General features: G+C 47.9%; 13 protein-coding genes and 1 pseudogene. 3 read left to right on the top strand and 11 right to left on the bottom strand.

Annotated features, from left to right (window positions below; genetic code table 11):
- Nucleotides 1-67: 67 nt before the first annotated feature.
- Nucleotides 68-1,081, bottom strand: coding sequence for a D-alanine--D-alanine ligase (locus tag ACHA99_RS05990; RefSeq protein WP_168825124.1), 1,014 nt, complete (start codon nt 1,079-1,081; stop codon nt 68-70).
- Nucleotides 1,082-1,403: 322 nt separating this feature from the next.
- Here ACHA99_RS05990 and ACHA99_RS05985 point away from each other — a divergent pair.
- Nucleotides 1,404-1,872, top strand: a pseudogene (locus ACHA99_RS05985) (GNAT family N-acetyltransferase).
- A 164-nt stretch (nt 1,873-2,036) separates the two neighbouring features.
- On the opposite strand, the gene ACHA99_RS05980 reads toward ACHA99_RS05985, so the two are convergent.
- The 10 genes from ACHA99_RS05980 to rmuC all read right to left on the bottom strand — a co-directional run bounded on the left by ACHA99_RS05980 (nt 2,037) and on the right by rmuC (nt 21,444).
- Nucleotides 2,037-2,432, bottom strand: coding sequence for a hypothetical protein (locus ACHA99_RS05980; RefSeq protein ID WP_251068837.1), 396 nt, complete (start codon nt 2,430-2,432; stop codon nt 2,037-2,039).
- 95 nt (nt 2,433-2,527) lie between these two features.
- Nucleotides 2,528-4,726: an exodeoxyribonuclease V subunit alpha gene (recD, locus tag ACHA99_RS05975; RefSeq protein WP_393941662.1), complete on the bottom strand. Its 2,199-nt coding sequence runs from the start codon at nt 4,724-4,726 to the stop codon at nt 2,528-2,530.
- Nucleotides 4,723-8,508 (bottom strand): exodeoxyribonuclease V subunit beta, encoded by a 3,786-nt coding sequence (gene recB / locus ACHA99_RS05970; RefSeq protein ID WP_393941660.1) that lies wholly within the window; start codon nt 8,506-8,508, stop codon nt 4,723-4,725. Before recB ends, recD begins: the two co-directional genes overlap by 4 nt.
- Nucleotides 8,505-12,320, bottom strand: a complete 3,816-nt coding sequence (gene recC / locus ACHA99_RS05965) for an exodeoxyribonuclease V subunit gamma (protein ID WP_393941658.1) — start codon at nt 12,318-12,320, stop codon at nt 8,505-8,507. The genes recB and recC overlap by 4 nt, the downstream gene beginning before the upstream one ends.
- Nucleotides 12,321-12,475: 155 nt before the next feature.
- On the bottom strand, nt 12,476-14,647 hold the full coding sequence (locus ACHA99_RS05960) for a DUF3488 and DUF4129 domain-containing transglutaminase family protein (RefSeq protein ID WP_393941656.1): 2,172 nt from the start codon (nt 14,645-14,647) through the stop codon (nt 12,476-12,478).
- A complete protein-coding gene (locus ACHA99_RS05955; protein WP_393941654.1) occupies nt 14,644-15,750 on the bottom strand; it encodes a DUF58 domain-containing protein in 1,107 nt (368 codons plus the stop codon). The genes ACHA99_RS05960 and ACHA99_RS05955 overlap by 4 nt, the downstream gene beginning before the upstream one ends.
- Before the next feature lie 71 nt (nt 15,751-15,821).
- On the bottom strand, nt 15,822-16,733 hold the full coding sequence (locus ACHA99_RS05950; protein ID WP_028760026.1) for a MoxR family ATPase: 912 nt from the start codon (nt 16,731-16,733) through the stop codon (nt 15,822-15,824).
- A 185-nt stretch (nt 16,734-16,918) separates the two neighbouring features.
- Entirely contained in the window at nt 16,919-17,623 is a 705-nt protein-coding gene (locus ACHA99_RS05945; RefSeq protein ID WP_113939636.1) for an EAL domain-containing protein, read from the bottom strand.
- Between the two features lie 239 nt (nt 17,624-17,862).
- Nucleotides 17,863-19,788, bottom strand: coding sequence for a transglycosylase SLT domain-containing protein (locus tag ACHA99_RS05940; protein WP_028760024.1), 1,926 nt, complete (start codon nt 19,786-19,788; stop codon nt 17,863-17,865).
- Between the two features lie 81 nt (nt 19,789-19,869).
- Nucleotides 19,870-21,444, bottom strand: coding sequence for a DNA recombination protein RmuC (rmuC, locus tag ACHA99_RS05935; RefSeq protein WP_173245045.1), 1,575 nt, complete (start codon nt 21,442-21,444; stop codon nt 19,870-19,872).
- Between the two features lie 253 nt (nt 21,445-21,697).
- Here rmuC and msrP point away from each other — a divergent pair, with 253 nt between their 5' ends.
- Both msrP and msrQ read left to right on the top strand, forming a co-directional pair.
- Complete coding sequence (gene msrP, locus ACHA99_RS05930) at nt 21,698-22,732, top strand: protein-methionine-sulfoxide reductase catalytic subunit MsrP (RefSeq protein WP_263212422.1); 1,035 nt, start codon at nt 21,698-21,700, stop codon at nt 22,730-22,732.
- 46 nt (nt 22,733-22,778) lie between these two features.
- Nucleotides 22,779-23,441: a protein-methionine-sulfoxide reductase heme-binding subunit MsrQ gene (gene msrQ, locus ACHA99_RS05925; protein ID WP_105252441.1), complete on the top strand. Its 663-nt coding sequence runs from the start codon at nt 22,779-22,781 to the stop codon at nt 23,439-23,441.
- Nucleotides 23,442-23,460 lie beyond the last annotated feature (19 nt).

Here is a 23,460-nt window from a genome sequence, read left to right as displayed (position 1 = left end):
TCTTTTTATTACTGGAAACAGGTGCTGCACTGAGTCTCTGCGTTCACATTGAGTCAGGTGGCGAGCGCTAAGATTTAGCGGTTATCTGGCTGTTAATCACTAGACTCAAGTATTCAGTAAAGTCATGACCGTGATTTTGCAGCATTTTGGGGAACATAGAAATCGGCGTGGAACCTGGAAAGGTATTGATTTCATTTAGTAAAATTTCATTGTCCGCGGTTAAGAAAAAGTCGATGCGCGACAGGTGACGCAATTTCATACCTTTAAATGCCTTGATTGCATAGGCGCGGATTTGTTCACTGATCTCAGCTGACACATGCTGTGCCACCACATCGGTGCGTGCTTTACTATTTTTGGCGTATTTCTCATCGAAGGTGTAGAAGGTGTTGGTATCACAGATGATTTCACCTGGTACTGTCGCCACCACTTCACCGTTGTACTCGTATACTGCGACTTCTAACTCACGGGCTTTAATGGTTTTTTCAACGATAACATAGGGCGCATAGCCGAAAGCATCTTTAAGCACGCCAGCGACTTTATCGCTGTCATCGACTTTATAACAACCAACAGAGGAACCCTGTGAGGCCGCTTTGACGAAGATGGATCCCCATAGTGCTAATGCGGCTTGGGTTTGCTCTATTGCTGCATCATCGAATTGGTTTAGGAAAATATACGGGGTATTCGGAATACCTAAGGCAGAGAACCACATTTTAGCGGTGATCTTATTAAAGCAGTTACTGCTAGCCTCGGATTCACAGCCAAAATAGGGCAGTTGGATCAAATTAAAATAGGATTGAATGTCACCTGTTTCGCCGGGATAGCCATGAATGCAGGGAATGACGTAATCGACCGGCCATGGGGCTTTGCTCTCATCGCGGAAGCGAATTTCGCGGCTATTGGTCAGTTCACAATCATCACCCGCAGCGGTGCGGTATTGACCAAATTTATCCAGTTCGACACGCAATACACAAAACTGCTCGGATTTTGCCAGTGAGGTTTCAAAATAATTGGCCGACATGAGTGAAATATCGTGTTCGGCACTTCCGCCGCCGCACAGCAAAAGCAGGTTGATCTTAGACATTGTGAGTGATTCCTCAAAGTGAGCAAAATCGGATGACATCGGCCTGTGGCAATACGAATATCATCCTATAGTACAGCCGCTGTCATCTTAGTTTTCTTGCCCCTATGAGTGCAAGGTTTTGCTGACTGATGGCTATTAAGTGGTGAATTTTAACGCATTACATCGCATTGCAAATATGGGCTTGTGCCTTTGTCGGGTTTATTTTGATTTTTGTGGCGTGAGATGGCAATGTCGTTGGACTATTGCTTCGTCACCGTCATCTAAACTGTGCAACCCAGTACGAGTGACACTTACCTTTAGGCAGATTACAGCATGGTATCTCATGGTGAATAAAAACATTCGGTTAGCCCGCTTACAGGATACAGATAGTGTGCAGGTATTACTTGAGCAACTCGGTTATTCTTTGCCCCGTGCCGCTTTAGCCCAGACGTTAAGCCAATATCAGCATGATTCTTTGCGCCGCAGTGATGAATTACTGGTGTATGAGCAACATAATGTGCAGGGTGACCTGCAAGTTGTCGCTGTGATGGCCTTAATGTTCTTTGATTATTTCCCCGCCTTGAGTCGTATCTGTCGTATAACCGCAATTGTGGTTATACGACATGCGGGGTCAGGGCGTTGGCTCTCAGTTGATTGCCTTTGCGAAAGAGAGGGGAAAGCAAGAGAATTGCCAGTTACTCGAACTCACTACATCGATGCAGCGCATTGCCACACAGCAATACTATGAAAGTATAGGGTTTACCAAAACATCTTTTCGCTACAGCTTAGTTTTGAGCGAACCAAACGGCTAATTCTTGGCTCGAGCGAGCATAATCAGATCCGTTGTCCTTGTGCCTTCGGGTACCGGAAAAACGTTGCGGGTGACATTGATAATTTCAAATTGATTTTAGCAACTGATAATGTCTGGCCTATAACCGATATTCAGTCATCCGAATTTGTACATTAATACTAAAGCTCAGAGTAAATAGTTCAGATCAAAACAGATGTTTAGCCCTAAGTTATAGGCATGATTTTTATGTAAATTCACCATTAACTCTACATCCATCAGTTGCGCTAAGGTCACTGGTCTCGCTTCCCAGCGCGGTGCGTGGCCAGCATCATTACAGTGTGCTAGGTATAAACGTCGCGTACTTTGATGTATGCCAAAATACGTCATATTACAACGCTGGCTAATCGTTAAATAGGGCTCAAAGTCGAGTGCGTATACCTGCATGTCTTTAAATTCTGACCACTGGATATAGCGGTTTTTTTCATAATAACGCTTAGGTAAAGCGGCATCTGGTGCTATGGCGTCAAACAAGGCAATAACGGCTTGTAGATCCTTAAGTGTAATAATGTCCTTTTTAATCAATGTTTAAATCCTTAGTTTCATGGTTAGAGTAAATCTAAAAGCCATATCTTAAAATGTAGTTCCTAAAGTGTTCCCCATTGACCACAAAGCTTCATTTACCCCCAAAGGCGGTCGGCAAGACCCGATGCGCGTTGGGTTGCTTGGCTACTGGCCCGCTCGAATACGTGCTGGGTGCCTAAGCAGGTAAAGTGGACTTTAGCGCGGGTGATGGCGGTGTAGACCAACTCTTTGGTCAGCAGTTGCCATTGGGCTAGGCTGGGGCTCGGCGGCAATACTAAGGCCACACGGCTAAATTCGCTGCCTTGGCTCTTGTGTACTGTCATGGCGTAACAGGTTTCATGGCTTGGCAAACGGGCTGGCAAGACTTTTAACAGGCTGCCATCGGCCTTGATAAAGTGCGCCATTAAACGTTCGGGTTTATCTTCATCCTGCAAAATCAATCCGATATCACCGTTAAACAGGCCTAAGTTGTAGTCATTGCTTTGGATGATAATCGGCCGACCCAGATAAAACTCCTGTAGTGGTTTAATCAGCTTGGCATTTGCCAGTGCTTGAGTCACATACTGATTGATGCCTTCAACCCCATAATCGCCCGAGCGCATAGCACATAGAATACGGTACTGGTTAAAGCGTTCAATGATGTCAGCTGTGCTTGGACGCTTGCTTAAATCACTATTACTCGTATCGCTATTCAAGGCGCTGAGATAAGTGCCATATTGCTGGCAGGCTTGCTCCAGCAGTAAATTGAGTCCCACATTATTAGCAGGCTCGCTTACTTTGGCTTGGGTTTGGCTTACGACCATACTGTGTTCTAACCAGCTCAATTCTGCAGGTCCCTGTTGCCATACCTGCAAAATACCTTGAAGATCTGCGCGATTGACGGCACTGGCGAGCAGTCCAATCCCCGCATCGCCTTTAAATCTGTGGCTGTGCATTAGCATACATAAGCTATCGCCAAGTTTAGGGGCGTTGCTGGTATAGGGCGTTAACTCAAAACCTGTTAAAGCACTCAGATGCTCGGCTTGTTCCTTGGAATAGCGCATTTGCCACAGAGCAGGGCTGTTTGACGCTATGTTGTTCTGAGCAAGGTTATTGGGATCTACTGGTATTTTAAGGCCCGCACAAATATCGGCGAGCACAGCGCCAGCCTCAACCGAGGCGAGTTGGTCTTGATCGCCGAGTAAAATCAAACTGGCGTGCTCTGGCAGTGCGCTGAGCAGTTTGTACATCATGGGCAAATCGACCATAGAGGCTTCGTCGACAATCAATAAGTCGAGCCTAAGCGGATTACCTTGGTTGTGGCGAAAGTGCGGTGAATTTGGGATCACCCCAAGCAGTCTGTGTAAGGTTGATGCTTCCTCTGGAATACGCCCAAGTGCCGTTAAAAAGTCTTGGCTATTTCTATTGTGAGCTTCATCAATAACATTAGCATGGGCGCTGAGTTCCTTCGCCAGACGCGCTTTTGAGGCTTTGATTGATTCGCTTAAGCGAGCCGCCGCTTTTCCCGTTGGCGCGACTAAACGGATTTCCTGCTGTGATTCCATTTGTAGCAATAATAAAAGCTTAGTCACAGTGGTGGTTTTGCCCGTACCTGGGCCGCCAGTGATCACCGCCAGTTTTTTACCCAGTGCCGTGGCCGTGGCGACCTTTTGCCAATCAATGGGTGCTGTGTCTTCACTGTTAGTGAGTACATTGGTAGTGAGTGAATGGGGATCGCTCACATTAGCAGGAAACAGTTGATCTAGCAGTGACCTCAACTTAGCGATTTGCGGTTGCTCTTGGTGGTTTGCTTCTTCAGATAATTGCCTAGATACGCTTCCGGACAAGCGGATTAATGAGGCGGCGACTGAGGTTTCAAATTGATGATAACGTTGTAAATAGAGTCTGCCATTATCAAAAATAAGCGGTTTGTTACTGCCCGCTTGGCCGACGGCATCAAAGGTTTGTAAGGCCTCTGTGAGCGCTTCGAGGCTTAAGGTGATTTTACAATGGCTATTTTGTTCGGCCATGGGATTGAGTGGCACTATATGGGCGAGCACTAGACAACTGTGCTGTGAAGATAATTGCTGGCTTAATAGCGCGCACAGCAAAATAAACAAGGGATGTTGGCTGTCGCTTGGATGTAAGAGACTCATTTCGAGTGCGAAATGCCGATCGAGCGGTGTGAGCAGTCGTTCTTGCTCCCACTGTTTTAACAGCTCTGGCAGCGGCGCTGTAAGCTGAATTGCGCCATTATCTATCCATTTCGCTGCTGTGAGTGAATGTGCATTTAGCCCTTGAGTTGAGCGCATCATGCCGTGACTCCTGTATCTATTGCACGAGCCAATCTGCTGTGAAATAAATTGTCATTAAAAAGTGAATCTAGCGCGAGAATAAGTGCCTTCGGCGGCTTGTCGTAGTAAATACCATAGCCGGGATATTGAGCCGACATTCCCCGTAAGAACAAGTAATAACAACCGCCTATGTGGCTATCGTAGTCATAACTTGGCAGGCGTAAACTCAAATACCTGTGTAGCGCCAATGAGTAGAGAATGTACTGCAAATCGTACCTGTGATCGGTTATTGCGCTTTGCAGCGCGCTCTGATGATAGGCATTGATGTTGTCGCCTAAATGATTCGACTTATAGTCGGCGATATAATATTGACCTTGGTATTCAAAGGTTAAATCGATAAAGCCTTTGAGCATGCCCTTGAGATCATCAAACTTAAGTGTCGACTCATAGCCAAATTGCAGCAGTAGCGCATTGAGCTCAGTATCTTTAAGTTCGCTTAAGGGTAAATAAAACTCCATTTCGACTAAGGTATTCTGCGGCGATAACTTGGCTAAGCACAAATCAGGATGAGCAGGTTTGACGGCGCTTACATGCCCCGTGACCTGCGACTCTAAGGCGTGCGGTATCGCGCAGAGCGGTGCATGCAGCACATCCAAATACCAAGTATGTAATACTGTTTGCCATTCGGGCGCGATACCGTATTGCAGCATAGCTTTAGGCAATTGCAGCGGTAAGTCGATTTCTGCCTGCGTAAAATCAATCTCTTCTAACACTAAATGCATAAAGCTACCGGCATTGGCGCCGCGTTCAAAGTTAAAGCGATTGAGCATGCCATCCTGCAGCTCATGGCTTGCCTCCTCAGGAATAGAGAGTGTTTGCGCAGCCGTATATTCAAGCGTACCTAATATTTCATCGTCGGCACCCGGAGCGGCTTTACCATGGCTGGTATTTTTAACGAGACCTGAATAACTGCCGACTCGCCACGGCGTGCTGTATTGGCGGGTTAAGGTTTTCGCGCTAAGTATTTGCGCTATGTCTTGGCTTGAGGGCAATGGGCGCTCGTCTATGTCATCGGGCACCTTATCAATACTTATGGCTTCCACATCTTGGGCGAGCTGCTGCGCAGCATTGCAGATACGGGCAAAGTCACATTCTGAGTCGCCTATGCCGAGCAGATAGCCGATAGCGGTTTCATGCAGCTGACTTTTAAGACCATTTTTAAGCTGACGACTGTGGTTGGCGATATACAAGTAACACAAATACACAGGGCGAGTGAGGGCCACATACAAAAGGCGCAAGTCTTCGGCCAAGGTTTCTTGTTTGGCGCGCTCCCAACCGTCATCCGTGCCTTCGATATCCCACACTAGCTCTTGCTCACCTGCATCGTTGGTTCTGTGGTACAGCATAGGCGTCGGGCGGCGCCGATTATCACGGGCTAGGCTGACAAAGGGCACAAAACACACGGGATACTCAAGGCCCTTACTCTTATGGATAGTCACAATTTGCACCAGATTCTGCTCGCTCTCAAGGCGCAGCTGCTGTTCATCGGTGCCTGTGTTATCAATCCGTTGCTGTTCATACCAATTGAGCAGGGCGCTCATACCATCAAGTTCGGTGGCCTTTTGCTGTAATAGTTCGGCAAGGTGGCGAAAATCCGTCAGGCGACGCTCACCGTTTGTGGCATCTTGCTCTTGAGCATCTACCTCAGCACTGGCGGTGTGCAGTAAACGGTCAATCAACTTAGTGCTATTGGCAAGGCTTAATAGCGCGGGCATGATGCCGCGTTTTTGCCACACTTGGTGTAAGTTAAAAAACTGCTCTAATAACAGCTGTCTGTGCTCTTCATCTTGGTTAAAGGCATGAATTTGCTCGGCGCTATAACCTAATAATGCCGTGGCTAGGGCGCTGCGCAGTGCCCGTTCATCTTTAGGGTTCGCCAGAGATCGCAAAATTAACGCCATTTCCCGCGCTTCAAGGGTATCGAACACACTGTCGCGACTTAAAAACACCGCGCCTATGTGGCGTTTACTTAATGCGGTTTTCATCACTGCCGCCTCGTTGCGATCCCGCACTAGGATAGCGATGTCTTTAGCGATCAAAGGCCCTTTCGGGCTGTGGCATTCGCCATTGGCCGCATCTGTCAGTAAACGGGTAATTTGTGCCGCCGCGTCTTCGGCGAGCAAGTGTCTTGCCGTGGTTTTGTTGAGGCCGTTTTCTGCGCTTTCGCTTAAGAGTCTTAATCTTAAGGCGGCGGGGTTTGCGGTTTTTTCAGTGAGGATTTTCCCTTTAGCACTGCTGGGCGTTTTCACGCTATCAAAGGGGATCGATTGACTGATAAAAGGATCATTATGCTGACTAAACAGATGGTTGACCCCAGCGACCATGTTTGCGCTTGAGCGGTAGTTGGTATCCAGATGATAGTGCGCCTGCGTATGATGACGGGCCTCAATGTAGGTATGGATATCGGCACCACGGAAGGCATAAATGGCTTGCTTAGGATCGCCAATCATCAACAGGCTAAGCTTATTTTCTGTATCGTTTTTGCTTTGTTCAAACGAGTAACGGTCTTGGTAGATGCCAGAGAAGATCGCAAATTGCAGCGGATCGGTATCTTGGAATTCATCAATAAGCGCGACGGGGAAACGTGTTGCCACGGCTTTGGGCAAGGTTTCATTATTGGCGTTTAACGCGCTCGCTAATGTCGTGAGTAAGTCATCAGGGGTCAGCACATTTTTTTGTTGTTTTTGCTGGGCAAATCGCTCGCTTATGCCGAGTTTCGCGCTATATAAAAATGCTGGTTTAATGGCGGCAATCAATGTGGCGAGTTGCTCCATATGATCCATCAGTGGTGCTTCGCTCACACTTGGGATGACGCCGCCCTTGTTGAGTTTTAACTCAGACAGCGATAAGGCTTCTAACTCTTTCAGCGGCGGCAACCCATGCCCGAAGGCGAGCCAGTTATCTAATGCATCGAACATGGCGGCGAGCTTGGGGTACTTATCCGTTGCTTTGCCAAAGCGGGTGCCGTTGAGTGGCAAACTGTGTAGCAATGCCAATAAGCCATCGCGTCCCCTTGGCCAAGCTAATTTAAAGCGCTCTAAACTTTGGCGTAGTGACAGGGCTAAGGCATCAAACTTAAGCGCGGGTTTCAGAGGCTTTGCTTGACTGGCGCCAAGGAGCGGTCGCAACTGTTTGACTAAACCATCGGGCTCGCCAAATTCCTTGGCAATGATTTGTGCTAAGTAATCGGGCAGCGGATAACAGGCCTCACGCCAAAAATCTCGCACCGCATGGTGCAAAAATTCGCTGTCGTCCAAGGTAAAGTCCGATTCGAACAGCAAGGAGGACTCAAAGGCGAGATCCGATAAAATTCGCTGACAGAAACCGTGAATGGTAAAAATCGCCGCTTCATCGAGGGATTTAAGGGCGAGATCGAAACGTCTCAAGGCAATGGCGCGTTCACTCTCTGGGATGTTGTCATACAGCGCCTGCACAAAGGGATCGGCAATCGTTAGCCCTAAGAAGCACTTAAAGGCGACTTGAATACGGCGACGAATACGATCCCTTAACTCTTCGGTGGCCGCATTGGTGAAGGTAACCACGAGAATTTGTTCGCAGGTGAGCGGCGCAGGAATGCCATCACCAAGCAATAAGCGTAAGTAAAGACCTGAAATCGTGTAGGTTTTACCTGTGCCAGCGCTGGCCTCAATAAGACGACTACCGCCAAAGGGCAGAGTGAGAGGATCAAGCGCTTGTGGTGCAGACGGTAAGGCTTGTGTGTTCAACGGCATCTGTTCACTCATGCTTGCTCTCCCTGTGCGCTATTGCGGTTCAAATGTGGTGCGAGAGCTTGTGTGTCAGTCGCGTGTTCATTAGCAGGGCCTTGGCTCATGCCATCGTTGAGCGCAAATTCCTCAAGCTGAGCCAGCGTGTCTTTGAGATATAAACTCACCATAGGGCGATAGATACGCTCGGCTAATGCGCCAAAGCTATCCTCAGAGAAATCCCGCGGGAAACTGAATAATCGCTGGTAATGGGGTTCATTTCCTTCTCCAAAAGCAGTTTCACCCAATTGACTCTGCTCATCTAACCATTCGGGTAACGCTTGCTGCAAACGCTCATCGTGCTCACCCTCGCAGCTGACGTAGGCCAGTGACGTGCGCGGCATAAAACACAGTGGGTGTTGTTGGCCTTGGTAAAACAACACCAACAAATCGGCCAGTAACGCATGGGCGCGCTCAGCAGTGATTGGAGCCAAGGCGTGGAAGTGCCCCATGTCGAGTAGATAGCTTGCATGTGTGTGGCCCATTGCCATTAAACACAGGTGGCGAAGGTACAACCTCAGCACATCGCGGCCGTGGGCGCTACCAGGGCGGTAATTGACTAATCCCTTAGGACTGATGTCATCAATACGGCCTTGCAGTAACACTTGCTGGGAGTTACCCGCCGTGATGGGCAAGTCAAACACGAGTTTAATATCCGCATGGCTGCTGGCTTGTTCTCCCTTGAGGAACAAAGTTCTGCCAATCAAAGGTTTAATATCATGCTGATATTGGCGCAATAGCAAATCATCGAAGGGCTGCATGGGCAAAGTGCCACTGGCTTTGAGGCGTTTAATCAGCTCGATATCAGGCTCAGTTAGGCCTTGGCCTACGGCATCGTCGAGTAACTTGGCCTGTAACATATAGCGCTCTAGGGCATTCAAGCTAAAGGGCTCGTCATTATCATCAGCCTGAATATTAAGGCTGAGATCGACTTTTAACGTACGGTTGAAGAAGTACTGCGCCGGATTTCGAAAGAAACGGATCAGGGCTGACACATCCACTTGCTTACTTTGCTGTTGTTCGTGCTCAGAATCTGGCACTGAGTCTTGTTCATCCGCGTCGAGCATAATGCGAGTTTGCGCGCCGATAAAGCAGCCTGCATGTGTGCCCGCAGCATCCGTATTGGGCGGACACCATTGCAGGCTGTAACTTTGGCCTATGCCTGAGTTATGTTGGCTTATGTTTGAGCCATCTTTGTCATCATTTTTTACTGTGGCTTGATACAACTTGGGATCAAAGGGTTGCAGCGGCTGGTGGCTGACAATTGCGTTATAGAGGGCTTTTTCGGCATCCTCTGGGTCTATGGGGCTTGAAGCGTTTTGCGATTGAGCCAATAGCGTTTCAGGTAGATAGCACAGCTGACAATATTCAATCAGTTCAGAGACGAGCATAGAGGCGATACGCTCAGAGTTATCCCGTTCGCTGCGGCCAATATAGCTGATATACAGTTGTTCCCGCGCCGACAATAAGGCTTCTAAAAACAAATATCTGTCATCGAGGCGGCGGGAGCGATCGCCTTTACGGGCACCGAAATGCGCCATTAAATCAAAGCCGACGGGATGCTGAACCCTAGGATAAACCCCATCGTTCATGCCGAGTAAACACACGACCTTAAAAGGAATCGAGCGCATCGGCATTAAGGTACAAAAGTTAACACTCCCCGCAAGATAACGCTGGCCGACCCGAGATTCGGTTAAGCGTTGATTAAACCACTGTTGCAGCACTTCAATACTGAGGCTCAGTCCGCTTATGTTCTCTTGGGCTAGCGGCGCTAACGGGTTTGTATCCAACGTTCTTGTATCTAAGGGCCTGCCCGCTGACAGTAACTCTTGCTCTAGGGCGGCAATGGCATCGCGGATTTCCTGTAATTGTTCGCGTTCGTCTTCATCTGTGTCGTAGAAGGCATCTAGTAGCTCAGTTAATTCCGCTAAACGCAGGGCGCCCACTTGCGGCAGGGCGAGTATTTGTGCCGTTTCATCGAGTACTTCAATAAAATTGAGTAGCTTACCTAACGCCTGCGCCGATTGGCCTTCGATGCCAGTGACGACAAGATGGTCTTGATAGAGCGGCGCATCGTCACTCAAGGCGTAACCTAAAATCAGCCTTTTAATACCAAAGGCCCACGAGTTTTGCTCAAACGCTGGCACACCTTGTTTAAGGCGGCTTTGTTCATCGCGGCCCCAGCGCACGCCCGCTTCATCTAACCAGCGGCGGATCAGTTGCAATTCATCGTCATCGAGCTGGAAACGGCGCAAAATGGCGGGCACTTCGAGTATGCTCAAAATGTCGGTCAGACCAAAACGACTTTGATTAATCCCGAGTAAATTTAAAAAGCTATTGATGAGCGGTGATTCCTGCGCTGCGCCGCGGTCGGCAATGGCGTAGGGAATGTAATGCAGGCCTTGCTTCGCCGAGAAGACAGCATCGATGTAGGGCGCGTAGGCGGCGACATCGGGCATCATGACCACTATGTCTTTGGGTGTCAGGTCGACATTATTGCTGAGTAACTCAAGCAAGTGATCGTGCAGGGTTTCGATTTCCCGCAGTGGGCTGTGACAACTCTTGACTCGAATGGATTCATCGTCGCGCTTTAGTAGGCGTCTGTTCTCGACATTTTGGTACAGCTCGGCATCTGGCCCTAGCACTCTGTCTAAGGTTTGCATCTCTAAAATATCGTATTGCACGCCGTGGAGCATGCTGGCGTGACTGTGTGGCGAGTTGGGATCGTCACAGGGTTCACAATACACATCATCGCCAAAGTCGCAGTGTTCGGCGGGGAGCTCAAGCAGCATATCGAGTAATTCACGGCCCATCTTGCCGTTATTGGCAAGCAGCGGATTGCCCACTTCGAGTTTATCTTCCCACAGTTCGGCTAATTGGCGTTTACCCGCATATTGCACCGCCATGCGAGCCCGATTACGGGGATCAACAATGTCGCCCCAATAGTGCTGACACGGGCTTAAACCCAGTACGATCACATCGATACGGCCTGCTAGATGGTAAAGCACTTCAAGGGTTTGCGGCGCCATCGAGGAAATGCCAAACACAAATAGGCGTTGCGGTAATTTGGCGAGTGACGTGTCGGGATGATTCAGCGCGGCAATTAAGTCACTGTGCAGGTTGGCCCTGTGGTAATGGCTTTGATTAAGCTCATCACGATTAAAGGCAATGAGTGCGCGCCATAAAATGGGTTGCCAGCGTTGGTCTTCATTCAGCGGCTTGGTGAGTGAGTCGGGATGCTCGTTTTGCTCCCACGCTAAAATCCAATCGGGGCGATACACTAAGTATTGGTCGAAGATATCGGCGATGCGGCCACAGAGTTGGTACAGCTTAATATCATCAGCCGTCATATCACGGGTGTTGTGCTGTTCATTCGTGTCGGCGGTATTTGTGGTGGACGTGCTGTCTAGCATATTGTCTAGGCTATTACCTTGCACATGCCCTAGATAGTGTCTCAACGGCCCAAAGGCGTCATTTTGTAGCATGCGCGGTAAGAGTTGCATTAGCTTCCACGTCATTGCCGCCTTAGTGAAGGCGTTATCCTTAGGCACATTGGGCAATAAGTCATGGCACAACTGCCAGGTAAAGCTCGATGGCAGCGGGAATTCCAATGCGGCGGCAATTCCATTCTGTTTGGCGATTTCGAGGCGCAGCCAAGTCGACATGCCAGGACTCTGCACCAGAATATGCTCGTTACTCAGTAGACGTGCAAAAGCAAGGGGTTGGGTCAGGTAAGCGGCTAAATGGGCGCAGAGCACTTCCATCTGATTGGACTGGATTAACTTTAGCATGTGCAACTCGGCATGGTGACAGTAAAACAATTCTATGTGTTTGATTTATAAGATTCAACACTATTGCTGCTTCTGTGGAATTAACTCGCAATTTTAGGTGTTTACTGAGCCTTGAATCGATGAAACTTGGCCGGATAATGTTCAGTTTACAAATGCTAGGCTAGATTGAACTTATCTTTCACTTTGGCTCTGAGCAATAACCAGTTGAGTTGCTTCGCCGCCGCTTTAAATGCGGTTAAATGCGCTTGATAGTCTTTAGCCGGTAAATCTTGGTACTTCAGCGCTACATAACTTTGGGTCAAGGTTTGGAACAGCGTGCAAAGCTTTGGTGCACTGTGTTGGTATTGCTCAATAATCTGCTGCGCAAATTGATTTGGTCCATCACTGTCTTTGCGCTTAATGCCATGGTGTGCGAGACGATTACAGAGCTGTTGATAACGAGTACTAATGGGATCGCCTTGAACTCTAAAATGTAATAAGCCCGCACTGTAGGCGATATAGAGCACGATAAGGCTGATACAGATCCCCATAAAGACCGCGATTTTAGTGTGAGTCACATCGCCTAAAATGCCACTGAGCACTTGATTCTGCTTCTCTTGGTTAAAACCCAGTACCCACACGCTCCAGTAATAATCTATGCTGGCAAAACGTTGTCTTAACTCATTGAGCCAAGGCATTGATTTAAATCGTAAGCTACTAAAAGGGCTTTCCTGCAGGTAACTTTGCTCGGGATCAAATTGGGCGTCGAAACCTTGTTCGATACGATCGGGCGCCACCATAGCGGTGGGGTCGAAACGCACCCAACCTTCATCTTCAAGCCAAACCTCAGCCCATGCGTGGGCCATATATTGATATACACTGTAGTAACCCGCTTGCGGATTAAATTCACCGCCCTGATAGCCTGTGACCATACGCGCGGGTAAGCCTGTGGCCCGCGCCATAAAAATGAAGGCTGCGGCATAGTGCACGCAAAAACCGGCTTTGTTTTCAAATAAGAAATCATCCACTTGCTGCGGCCCAAGGGGAGGCGGCGTGAGAGTGTAGAAGAAAGGCTCACTATTAAAGTGGCCCATCATGGCCCATAGTCGTGGCTTAGGCGCGGGATACTGAGTCTTAAACTGCTCAGCTAACGTTAAAGTGCGTGGATTACTTTGGTTCGGCAGTTCGAGGTTAATCTGCCTTTGCCGCGCCGATAGCCTGAGATCCATCTTAGCCTTAGGCCAAGACTCTACTTGATAACTCATTCGCTGATCGATATTGCGCAGCGCCAACAGCCGATAGTCGGGCATATTGACCACGTTATCATCTTGGCTATAGGCCACATCGAGACCAAATAACCACGGCTGGTGGCTCGGCTCAGCAATTACTTGATAACGAATACTATGCTTATCTTGCGCACTTGATGCCATCTCTTGATCTTCACTGCTTATCGAAGCAGGACTATTACTCATGGAATCACTCATGGGATCAGGATTATTGACCATCAAAGCTGGGCTGGGCCGAGAGGGCGGAAACAGCAGCGCATCTTTTTGCAACTGTTTAATCCCCGCGTCTTGGCGCCAAGTGACACCATCATAGTGCTCCATCACGAGGGCGCGCCAATATAACTCGGCATTAATGGGCGTTGCATTGGTAAAACTCGCCCTAAAGGCAAGTTCAGTCGAACGGGTGAGCTTACCTATATCACCAATCGCCAGACTATCGGACAAGCCCGTTTGGGCTTCTTTCATGTTGGGCACTAACCAGAGCGGTGCAAGACGCGGTAACACTAAAAATAACAGCAGCGCGAGGGGAAGGCTCTGGAGTAAAAATTTGCCACCGATCCAAGCCGTGTGTTTTAAGGATTGCTTATCTTGATACAAAGTCACGAGCACGCAGGTGTTGATCAACGTCACCACGAGTAAATGCGCGGTATTGAGTAAGGATTGGTGATCAATAAAGGTCAGCGCGATAATAAAATAGCCCGCGAGGACGACAACGCGCACATCCCTTTGATTACGCATTTCAATGTATTTTAAGGCATAACCTAACAGCAGCAGATTCACTAGCGCATTGAGTAAGCCGATTTCCTTTGAAACGAGTGCCAGTGTGGTTGCGGCGCCGATCGCAAGACAGGTCACCAAAAAACGCGGTGGTTTTGCCACTTTGCCGACATAAATCCCCACACGCCACAGCAAACAGATAGCGCAAATGCCCAAAGTCCAAGGCGTGGTTTTATCAAATAGTGGGCTTAATACCGCAATATTGGTGATCAATAACCAAAAAAGTGTCTGGCGGCTAATATTGTCGCCGATTTGAGGTGTCGTGCTATTGGCCGCTAACTTCATACTTGCTCCCTCGAAGTAGGGATATGATGCTGCTTGCGGGGAGCTTGATTCGTTTTTTGTGGGTGATTAGCGGCTGATGACTGATATGGGGGCTTCGCCGCTGAAGGCGCTAATTGTGGATATAAGGCAATGGCTTTTTGACAGGCGATCCTATGGTGATTGCCTATCGCGGGCGCGATCAGCACATCGTCTCCCATTGGGTTTTGCAGATGTAAGCCAAAATACTGCTCAAGTTGCGTGAGTTTATTGACTTGCCAGCTTAGCTGACTCAATTGGGTTTCGAGGCGTTGGGTATCGGGTCTGAGCCTTAACCAGACGGGATCACCTTGGGGCTGCTGGAATTCTTTAGTCAGCATGCCGCGACCCTGTGCCCATTGTTTCCATGCCACTTGCTTGAGGGATTCGCCGAGCACATGGGGTTTAAGGCCTTTAAACTCATCGATACCCGACACATGTTTACCCGCCAGTAACAGGGGATCGTGCTCCGACTGGGTATGATCAGCCTCAAGCTGCAGCGGCGCTTCAATCGGCTGGGCAAAGACTAAGTGACTAATGGCCAAATCCACATTGGACCATGCGCGGCAAAGCCCTAAGGGATAGAAGGATTCAATTTTGAGCCGACCCGGTGACACATGACCCCGCTGATGATATTCGAAGGGCACGAGCGCTTGTTGTTCATCTGTACCCAGGTTCTGCACCGTATAAGTGCGATTATGCGGATAGTTAAGTTGTATGTTATGGCCACTATGGTGAGTGTTGATAAGGACAGGAAAAGTTAAGGTTTCGCCCGCATAGACTTCGGGCGGCGTCGTGGCCCGTACATGTAAGCCGGCCAGATTTTTGTAACTGTAGAGAATGCAGGTATTAAAGAGGCTTAGGAGTAAGATGCTGAGGCCAATGACTAAGTTGTTTTGATAGTTAGTACCGAATAAGTATAAGAGTAAAACCAGACCAAGCCAAACTAACCCAAAACCGCTCGGCAGAATAAAAATGCTGCGATGGCTTAAGGTTATTTCGGGACTCGGTGGCAAGCGTCTTGCTAACCAACGTTGCCAAATCGGGACTAACGTCGGAATGAAAGTCGGGAGTATCAGTCGTTTCACTTCTGAGTTATTTCCTTAGTTTAATGGGTTAACTGCATACTTTAGCGATATCTCCTCATTACAGTATCTTGCTACATAATAGGGTTAACGCTGGCGAGAATTCGCTCAGATAGGGCTTCACCCTGTAATTGGCTACTGGTTCTGAGTCTATGCTCCGCTACACAACAAAATACCGCTTGCACATCTTCTGGGACTAAATAATGTCGACCTTCTAAAAAGGCCCATGCCTTAGCCGCTTGTAATAGCGCTTTGGTGGCACGCGGTGATAACCCCACGCTGTCACTTTGGCTACGGGAAAAACTCACTAAGGCCAGAATATAATTGAGTAAGGCATCGGAAGCGCTGACTTTGTCGCACTGCTCTTGCAGTTGCATTAAGGCCATCGGTGTCAGGCATTGGGGCAATTGATCTAAGGTTAAGTGGTTATGATTGCTCTTAAGCATAGCGAGTTCAGCATCGTGGCTTGGATAACCAATAGACAGACGCATCATAAATCTGTCGAGCTGCGATTCTGGTAGCGAAAATGTACCGGATTGATCGGTGGGATTTTGGGTCGCGATCACAAAGAAAGGATTGGGCAATCTATGGGTGATGCCATCGACGGAGATTTGTTGTTCTGCCATCGCTTCAAGCAAAGCGCTTTGTGTCTTAGGGCTGGCGCGATTAATTTCATCGGCCAAAATCATCTGCTTAAAAATCGGTCCAGGATGAAAGATAAATTGTGCTTGATGTTTATCAAAAATCGATACGCCGAGAATGTCGGCAGGCAGCATGTCACTGGTGAATTGGATCCGCTGATAGCTCAAACCTAAGCTTTGGGCTATACCATGGGAAATACTGGTTTTACCCATGCCGGGTAAGTCTTCAATCAACAGGTGCCCACGGGCGAGAATACAGGCTAAAGCGAGACGAATTTGTCTAGGCTTGCCCAGCAATACTTGTTCGAGTTGTTGTAGTAATTCGCTGATCCCAGATTGTGCCACGGGCGACTCCTAATACATTTGGAAGTGTGCTTAAGGTGCATTTGCAAGCTGATGTGCGTTATCACTATGGCGGATCATAGCCCGTATATCCAGTGGCATTTCTAGTGCTAAATCAATTACTCGACAGCATTAGGTTTGGTCTTGAGTGGGGTGGTGGCGCGAATGTAAACCGTTTTAGCCTGATCTTACGTAAGGCACAGTGCTTGGCTGCTGGTGGGGCGAATAAACCAGGATTTAAACAAAAAGCCTTGGACAAAGTCGACACCGATATCCCGCGCAAAGGCTAAGTGAGCTTCAGTTTCTATGCCTTCTAAAATGCATTGTTTGTGAGTCTTTTTGGCAAAGTTGACCAATGCAATTAATAATTGGGCTCCCTCTGGGTGTGTTATGTGCGTTAACCAATGACGGTCAAATTTAAGATAATCCACGTTCATCATCAGATCGACACTGAGCATGGAGTGGGGCGCACCAATATCATCCAGCGCCACATGTATCTTAGCTTGTTTAAATTGAGTGAATAATTGACTGGCCAGCTGGGCATCGTTAATGCAGGTGTTTTCGATGATCTCGACCGTGACTCGTTCATAGTGGGACAGTAAACGAATGAGCTTGGCGGTATGTGGTCCATCGACGGCGTGGGGATCAACATTGATAAAAATTCGCTGCTGACTCGGCGCATGGATGAGTTGAAATGCCTTGGCTTGATATTCAACTGCAGCGAGTATTTCTGTGGATTCATGCAATTGCTCGAACACAATATTAGGTGCAACCGCATCACCATTAGGCAAGTAAAAGCGTGCTAAGGCTTCATAGCCGTCGATGGCTAAAGTATGAGGATTGACAAAGGGTTGGTATTCGCAGCTAAGCGTTAACGAACTAAGGTTAATCATGGGTGTAATGGGATTCTTAATGCTTTAATACTAATTATTCGCATTTAATACCTTTCAGTGCAAACAAGTTTTCGATAAAACGGCGTGATTGCTGAATAATTATTCGCTTTGCTAATTATTTGAATTTAGAGAATATCATTTAGAATTTTTGGTGGTTAAAGCATGAGCGTTACCCTAGGGTATGCTGAAAAGTAGGAACTCGATGCAGCTGAGTATCGAGTTCCTTTTCATGTCACGAGTTAGTAAGCAAACTTAAGCTCAGCTTCGCTGAATAACGGCTGTGCTTTTTGCTTTTGCGCCTCATAAATCAATCGATAGCTGAGGACGGCTTGAACATATTCACGGGTTTCAGTAAAGGGAATCGCCTCGATAAAGCCCATGGCATCGAGTTTGCCATCAGAGTTTGATAACCAGCGACGCACGCGAGAGGGACCCGCGTTATAAGCAGCCGTGGCGAGGATGCGGTTTTGGTTAAACTCTTTCAACAACTGGGCATAGTAAGCGCTACCAAGATTGAGGTTAAGCTCTGCGCTGTAGAGATCCTTTGGATCGCTATATCTGGCCCCGTGTTTTTTGGCGGTAGCTTTGGCCGTGGCAGGCATAATTTGCATTAGACCACGGGCACCTACGCCCGAGGTCGCATAAAGATAGAAGGCACTTTCGCGGCGGCTAATCGCACGGATCTCATCGATGTTAACCCTATGCTTTTTGCTGGCGTGCTCAAAACCCGCTTGGTGTGCCATAGGGAAGCGTAGAGGAATATCATCCCACAACTTACCTTGAATACTGGCTTCAACACCAAAATCGTACCAGCCCTGTTCATGGGCATAGCGTCCATAGCGTGCTCGCATCGTATTGTCACTGCGTTTTAGTAGCGACATCCATTCATAGCGAGCATCAAAATAACGGTCGAGCGCCATTAACTCTTGCACGCGCACAAAACCCAGATCATCGGTTAACTTTTGGCTATTGGCATCAACAACAGGCTCAGGGCTTTGATTGAGTGATACCGGTTTATTTAAGAACTGCGCAGCAGCAAAACCGTAAAAATTACGTTCATTACTGATTGTCGCGAGCGCTTTTATGGCGCTTTCAGGCGCTTCTTTGGCATTTGTGCGATAAAGCCAGTATTGCCAACGTTCCTTTGCTAAGGTTTCTGGTTGGAGTAGGTTCAAGTAACGGGCAATACTGCGCATGTCGTGATCGCGGATAGCCCATCTTAAACGGCGCTCAAATAAGTCGTCATTTTTCAGCTCAGTGAGCACATTGTCGACATAGTTTTTATAGTTATCATCTTGTTCAATTAAAATGCGGCGAACAAGGTATTTATCGAGTTGCTGCGCTTGTTCTGGGGTAAAACGATGGGCCTTTTGATACCGTTCATACAAATTAATGGCTTGGTCGAGATCCTTACGGGCAAGGCGTTTTAATCCTGCGGCAACAATGTCACCGACAATGGGATTTTTATCTTTAAACTTTTCGGTATGGCGCAGGCTATTGGGATCTTTATAGACGGCGACTAAACGCTTAGCTTCGTTACTATGGGTGGTGATTTTTTGGGATAAAAAACTCAGTAAACTCGTTTCGCCAGCCTCGAAACTCAGCATCATTCGCGCCCATACGACATCTTGAGTGCGTTTACCGGCTTTGGTCCATGTGTTGAAAAGAGGATCACATTCCTTTGGTCGCGAACCCCCAAATACCCAAAGTGATTGTGCGGCCGCATAAGCCGTTTTTAGATCGCCCTTGGCGAGTTTCGCCTCATAGTAATAACACTGCAGGCGGATGTCGGTAGGCGCTTCTGGGGTGATCGCAAGATAATCATTCCAGCGTTTTTGGCTACCAGCATTGTTTAAATATTTAGACCGTAACCTATTGTACATGGGTGTGGTTTCATATTTTTCAATCAAGGCTTTAGCTGCATAACCCTGTAAGGCATTAAGAGCACCGATGTCGATATCATGATCTAAATAAATCGCGAGCGGATAATTACCTAGTTTTGCCCGTAGGGGTTTATAGGTTGCATAATCTTGCTTCTTCAGGGCTTTTTCGGCCTCAAGAAAGGTTTTCTGCGTTGACGTTAACGCAAGTGCAGCAGGGGCATTCAATGCGCCTGCGAGCAATATTGCACTGGATATAACCACATTTATAACTGCTTTGCACATGGAGCGTTTGCCTCCGGGCATCAAGGTATCAATCGACATGTCCGTATCGATTTGAGGTAATTAATGGGTGTTCAATTCTTGTTATCTATCATTGCACTCGACAGGCTCGAGTTCTGTGTCCTTAGGATCGCGGGTATGCGATAGATTAAGTTCAGCGTCGTCATCCTGAGTGTCGTTATCGTCTTGGGCTTCATTGAGCGCTTTTTCTAGCAGCATTTTATCTAGTTGTTTGCTGGTATCGACCCCGAGCTGCTGCATTAAATGGGCTTGACGCACTAGGTTGCCTTTGCCCGATGACAGCTTGTTCATTGCACTGTGATAGGTTTTCTCCGCATTATCTAAGGCGCGGCCGAGTTTTTCCATGTCTTCAATATAACCACATAACTTGTCGTAAATTCGACCCGCTTGTTTTGCAATGGTTTGTGCGTGTTGATTTTGATATTCGTAGCGCCAAATATTGTTAATTGTGCGCAGGGCTACCAACAAATTCGTTGGACTAACAAGCATGATATTCTGCTCAAGGGCAAAATTGACTAGGCTAGGATCATGCTCCAATGCCAGTAAAAATGCCGGTTCGATAGGAATAAACATCAACACATAATCGAGACTCTTAAGGCCATGCAGATGTTGATAATCCTTTTGACTTAAGCCTTTAATGTGACTGCGAATTGAAATGACATGCTCGTTAATGGCCTGTTGGCGCAGTGCCGGATCTTCACTGTTGAAGTAGCGCTCATAACTGACCAACGACATCTTAGCATCGATGACCACATCTTTATTTTCTGGCAGATGCACAATCACATCCGGCTTAAAGCGTTTACCGCTATCATCCTTGAGATCTTGCTGAGTATGGTACTCATGGCCTTCACGTAGGCCGCTTTCCTGCAGTACGCGATCGAGGATCACTTCACCCCAGTTACCTTGCTGCTTGTTATCACCCTTGAGCGCTTTGGTCAGGTTGATGGCATCTTGGCTCATCTTAAGGTTGAGCTCCCTTAAGTGCTCAAGCTGATGTTTGAGGGCGCTGCGCTCGGATTGTTCGTGGGTGTAGGATTCACGAATTTGCTGTCTGAATCCTTCAAGCTGTTGTTTTAATGGCCCAAGTACGCCTTCGAGTTGGCTGGCATTTTGGTGCTTAAAGTTTTCGCTACGTTCTTCAAAAATACGGTTTGCGAGGTTTTCAAATTGGGTTTGCAAACGCACTTCGGCCGATTCTAAGCTGGCAATTTTATCCTGCAGCGATTCTTGCTGGGCATCGGCCTTGGCTTGAATGGTTTGCTGCATGGCATTGGATTTCGACAGGGCTAATTGGATCTCTAACTGACGGCGCTGGCTATCATTTAATTGCTGCTCTAAGGTGGGCACGCGTTCGGCTAAGGCCTCGGCTTTGCCCAGTTGTTCAATTTTGAGCTCAAGGCGTTGTTGGTATTGACGTAATTGCGCTTCTTTGTCATCGACCAAAATTTGCTGTTGTGCTAAGGATAATTCTGCATCTTCATTTACTTGACGCATTTCTTGCTCAAGTTGGTCTTTGTGTAGTTGCCAGCGTTGGCGGGTGAGTCTTTGATTGAGCAGAGCACCGATCAACAGGCCTAAGAAGGCAATGGCGAGAAGGCCGATGATTTCGGCGACAGAAAAAGATTGAGAAAATGGCATGATCAATAGCACTCCTTTAGCTTTGGCGCTTAGGTTCGCATGCCCCCCAACTGGCTTCAAGCCCTTTAATCAACTATATCTGCGCTTAATGCTTGAATGAGCAAGTCTTATACGTTTAAGGTGAATTTATTCGCGGGTGGAAAGTTTTTCTGGCTTTTACCTGTCTATATAAGAGTGAGCGATACAGACGAGCGCCAGAGAAGGTTTTTATCGCAACTCGGTGACTTTAATCATTGGATGGTAGAGGTGTCAATTGGCTAAAAATTCCCGTTTTACCCCAGGTATTCTTAAAAAAGCGCAGTGGCACATGCAAGACAACCAAGTGACGCCCGAAGCGGTATTTCGCTCGCGTCGGCAAATTGTAAAAGCCATGGGACTCGGTGCTATCGGTGCCAGCGTGCCCGGTTATGTGCAGGCCGGATTATTCGATCTATTTGGCGATCAACCTAAGTCCTCATTTATCACTACGCCACTGACGTTTCAATCCAATAAGCAGTACGGTGACGCCGATGTGTTAACCCCATTTGATAAAGTGACGCAGCATAATAATTTCTACGAATTTGGTACGGATAAGCAAGATCCCTTCAATAATGCCCAAGGCCTTAAAGTCGATCCTTGGCAACTGCGTATCGAAGGTGAAGTTGAACGGCCCATGACTTTAGATTTTAATGATCTGACTAAAATGTTCCCGCTTGAGGAGCGTAACTATCGCCTGCGCTGCGTTGAAGCTTGGTCTATGGTGATCCCTTGGGTGGGGTTCCCGCTGGCGGCGTTATTAAAAAAGGTTGGCGTCACCAGTAAGGGCAAGTATGTCGCCTTCGAAACCGCTTTTGATCCCGAGCAAATGCCGGGGCAGAAGAGCCGATTAATGGGGGGAGGTATTCATTATCCCTATGTTGAAGGCCTCACGATAGCCGAAGCTATGAACGATTTAACCTTAATGTCGGTGGGTTTGTACGGTAAAACCTTGCCACCGCAGAACGGCGCACCCATTCGCTTAGTGGTGCCGTGGAAATACGGCTTTAAGAGCATTAAATCAATCGTGCGAATTCGCGTTATGGATAAACAACCGCCGACCAGCTGGAATCAGCTTGCCTCACACGAGTATGGATTTTATGCCAACGTTAATCCGGCGGTGGATCATCCACGCTGGTCGCAAGCCACAGAGCGTCGTATCGGCGAGGGGGGATTGTTTTCAGCAACCCGCATCGATACCCAGCCGTTCAACGGTTACGGCGAGTTTGTGGCTTCACTGTATGACGGCATGGATCTGAGGAAATACTATTGATGATTGGTTTGTTGTTTGGGGATTCGCTATTAAGCGGGGACAAGCTATGTTGAGATTAACCGCTAAGCACTTGTTTTGGCTAAAGGCGTTATTTCATTTGTTGGGTTTAGTGCCCATCGTCTACCTTGTGCTCACAGTGGTGCTTGGCCGTGCGGGTGGCGATCCCGTGCAGCACATTATTCACTACACAGGCATAGGCGCATTAAATGCGCTAGCCGCGACCTTACTGATCTCCCCGATTGCCAAGTTGACCAAGCAAGGGCTGTTGATGCAGACCCGCCGTTTAGTGGGGTTATATGTGTTTGCCTATGCCACTTTGCATATCTTGGCCTTTTTTAGTTTAGATCTGTTGTTTGCTTGGGAATTATTGTTTAGCGAGGTGGTAAAACGGCCGTATATTTTAGTCGGTGCAGTGGCTTATCTTATCGTCACCGCCTTGGCGATAACTTCGTTTAAAGCCTTGATGCGCAAGATGGGACGTCGTTGGCAAACCTTGCATAATGGGGTGTATTTAGTCGCGATATTAGCGCCAATCCATTTTTACTGGTCGGTAAAATCGGAAATCATCGAGCCGAGTCTGTATATCGTAGGTTTTAGTGTGTTGCTGCTGTGGCGCACGCCTTGGTTTAAACGTCATTTCAGCCGTAAAGTGGCGAACAAAACCGAGCGTAAGCTGACACAAGATAAAGCTTCGATAAAGTCGGTTTAGACGTATGGCGCGAGCAGTA

Source organism: Shewanella sp. S23-S33 (assembly GCF_043359565.1).
Classification (GTDB): domain Bacteria; phylum Pseudomonadota; class Gammaproteobacteria; order Enterobacterales; family Shewanellaceae; genus Shewanella; species Shewanella oncorhynchi.
Note: the sequence above shows the minus strand (reverse complement) of the source record. Positions and strands in the feature narration are given on the sequence as shown.

What these genes read in the sequence shown, in the direction of transcription:
- recD (WP_393941662.1), bottom strand. Translation starts at nt 4,726, where the DNA reads ATGATGCGCTCAACTCAAGGGCTAAATGCACATTCACTCACAGCAGCG.
- rmuC (WP_173245045.1), bottom strand. Translation starts at nt 21,444, where the DNA reads ATGCCATTTTCTCAATCTTTTTCTGTCGCCGAAATCATCGGCCTTCTC.
- ACHA99_RS05960 (WP_393941656.1), bottom strand. Translation starts at nt 14,647, where the DNA reads ATGAAGTTAGCGGCCAATAGCACGACACCTCAAATCGGCGACAATATT.
- ACHA99_RS05990 (WP_168825124.1), bottom strand. Translation starts at nt 1,081, where the DNA reads ATGTCTAAGATCAACCTGCTTTTGCTGTGCGGCGGCGGAAGTGCCGAA.
- msrQ (WP_105252441.1), top strand. Translation starts at nt 22,779, where the DNA reads ATGTTGAGATTAACCGCTAAGCACTTGTTTTGGCTAAAGGCGTTATTT.
- recB (WP_393941660.1), bottom strand. Translation starts at nt 8,508, where the DNA reads ATGAGTGAACAGATGCCGTTGAACACACAAGCCTTACCGTCTGCACCA.
- recC (WP_393941658.1), bottom strand. Translation starts at nt 12,320, where the DNA reads ATGCTAAAGTTAATCCAGTCCAATCAGATGGAAGTGCTCTGCGCCCAT.
- ACHA99_RS05945 (WP_113939636.1), bottom strand. Translation starts at nt 17,623, where the DNA reads ATGATTAACCTTAGTTCGTTAACGCTTAGCTGCGAATACCAACCCTTT.
- ACHA99_RS05940 (WP_028760024.1), bottom strand. Translation starts at nt 19,788, where the DNA reads ATGTGCAAAGCAGTTATAAATGTGGTTATATCCAGTGCAATATTGCTC.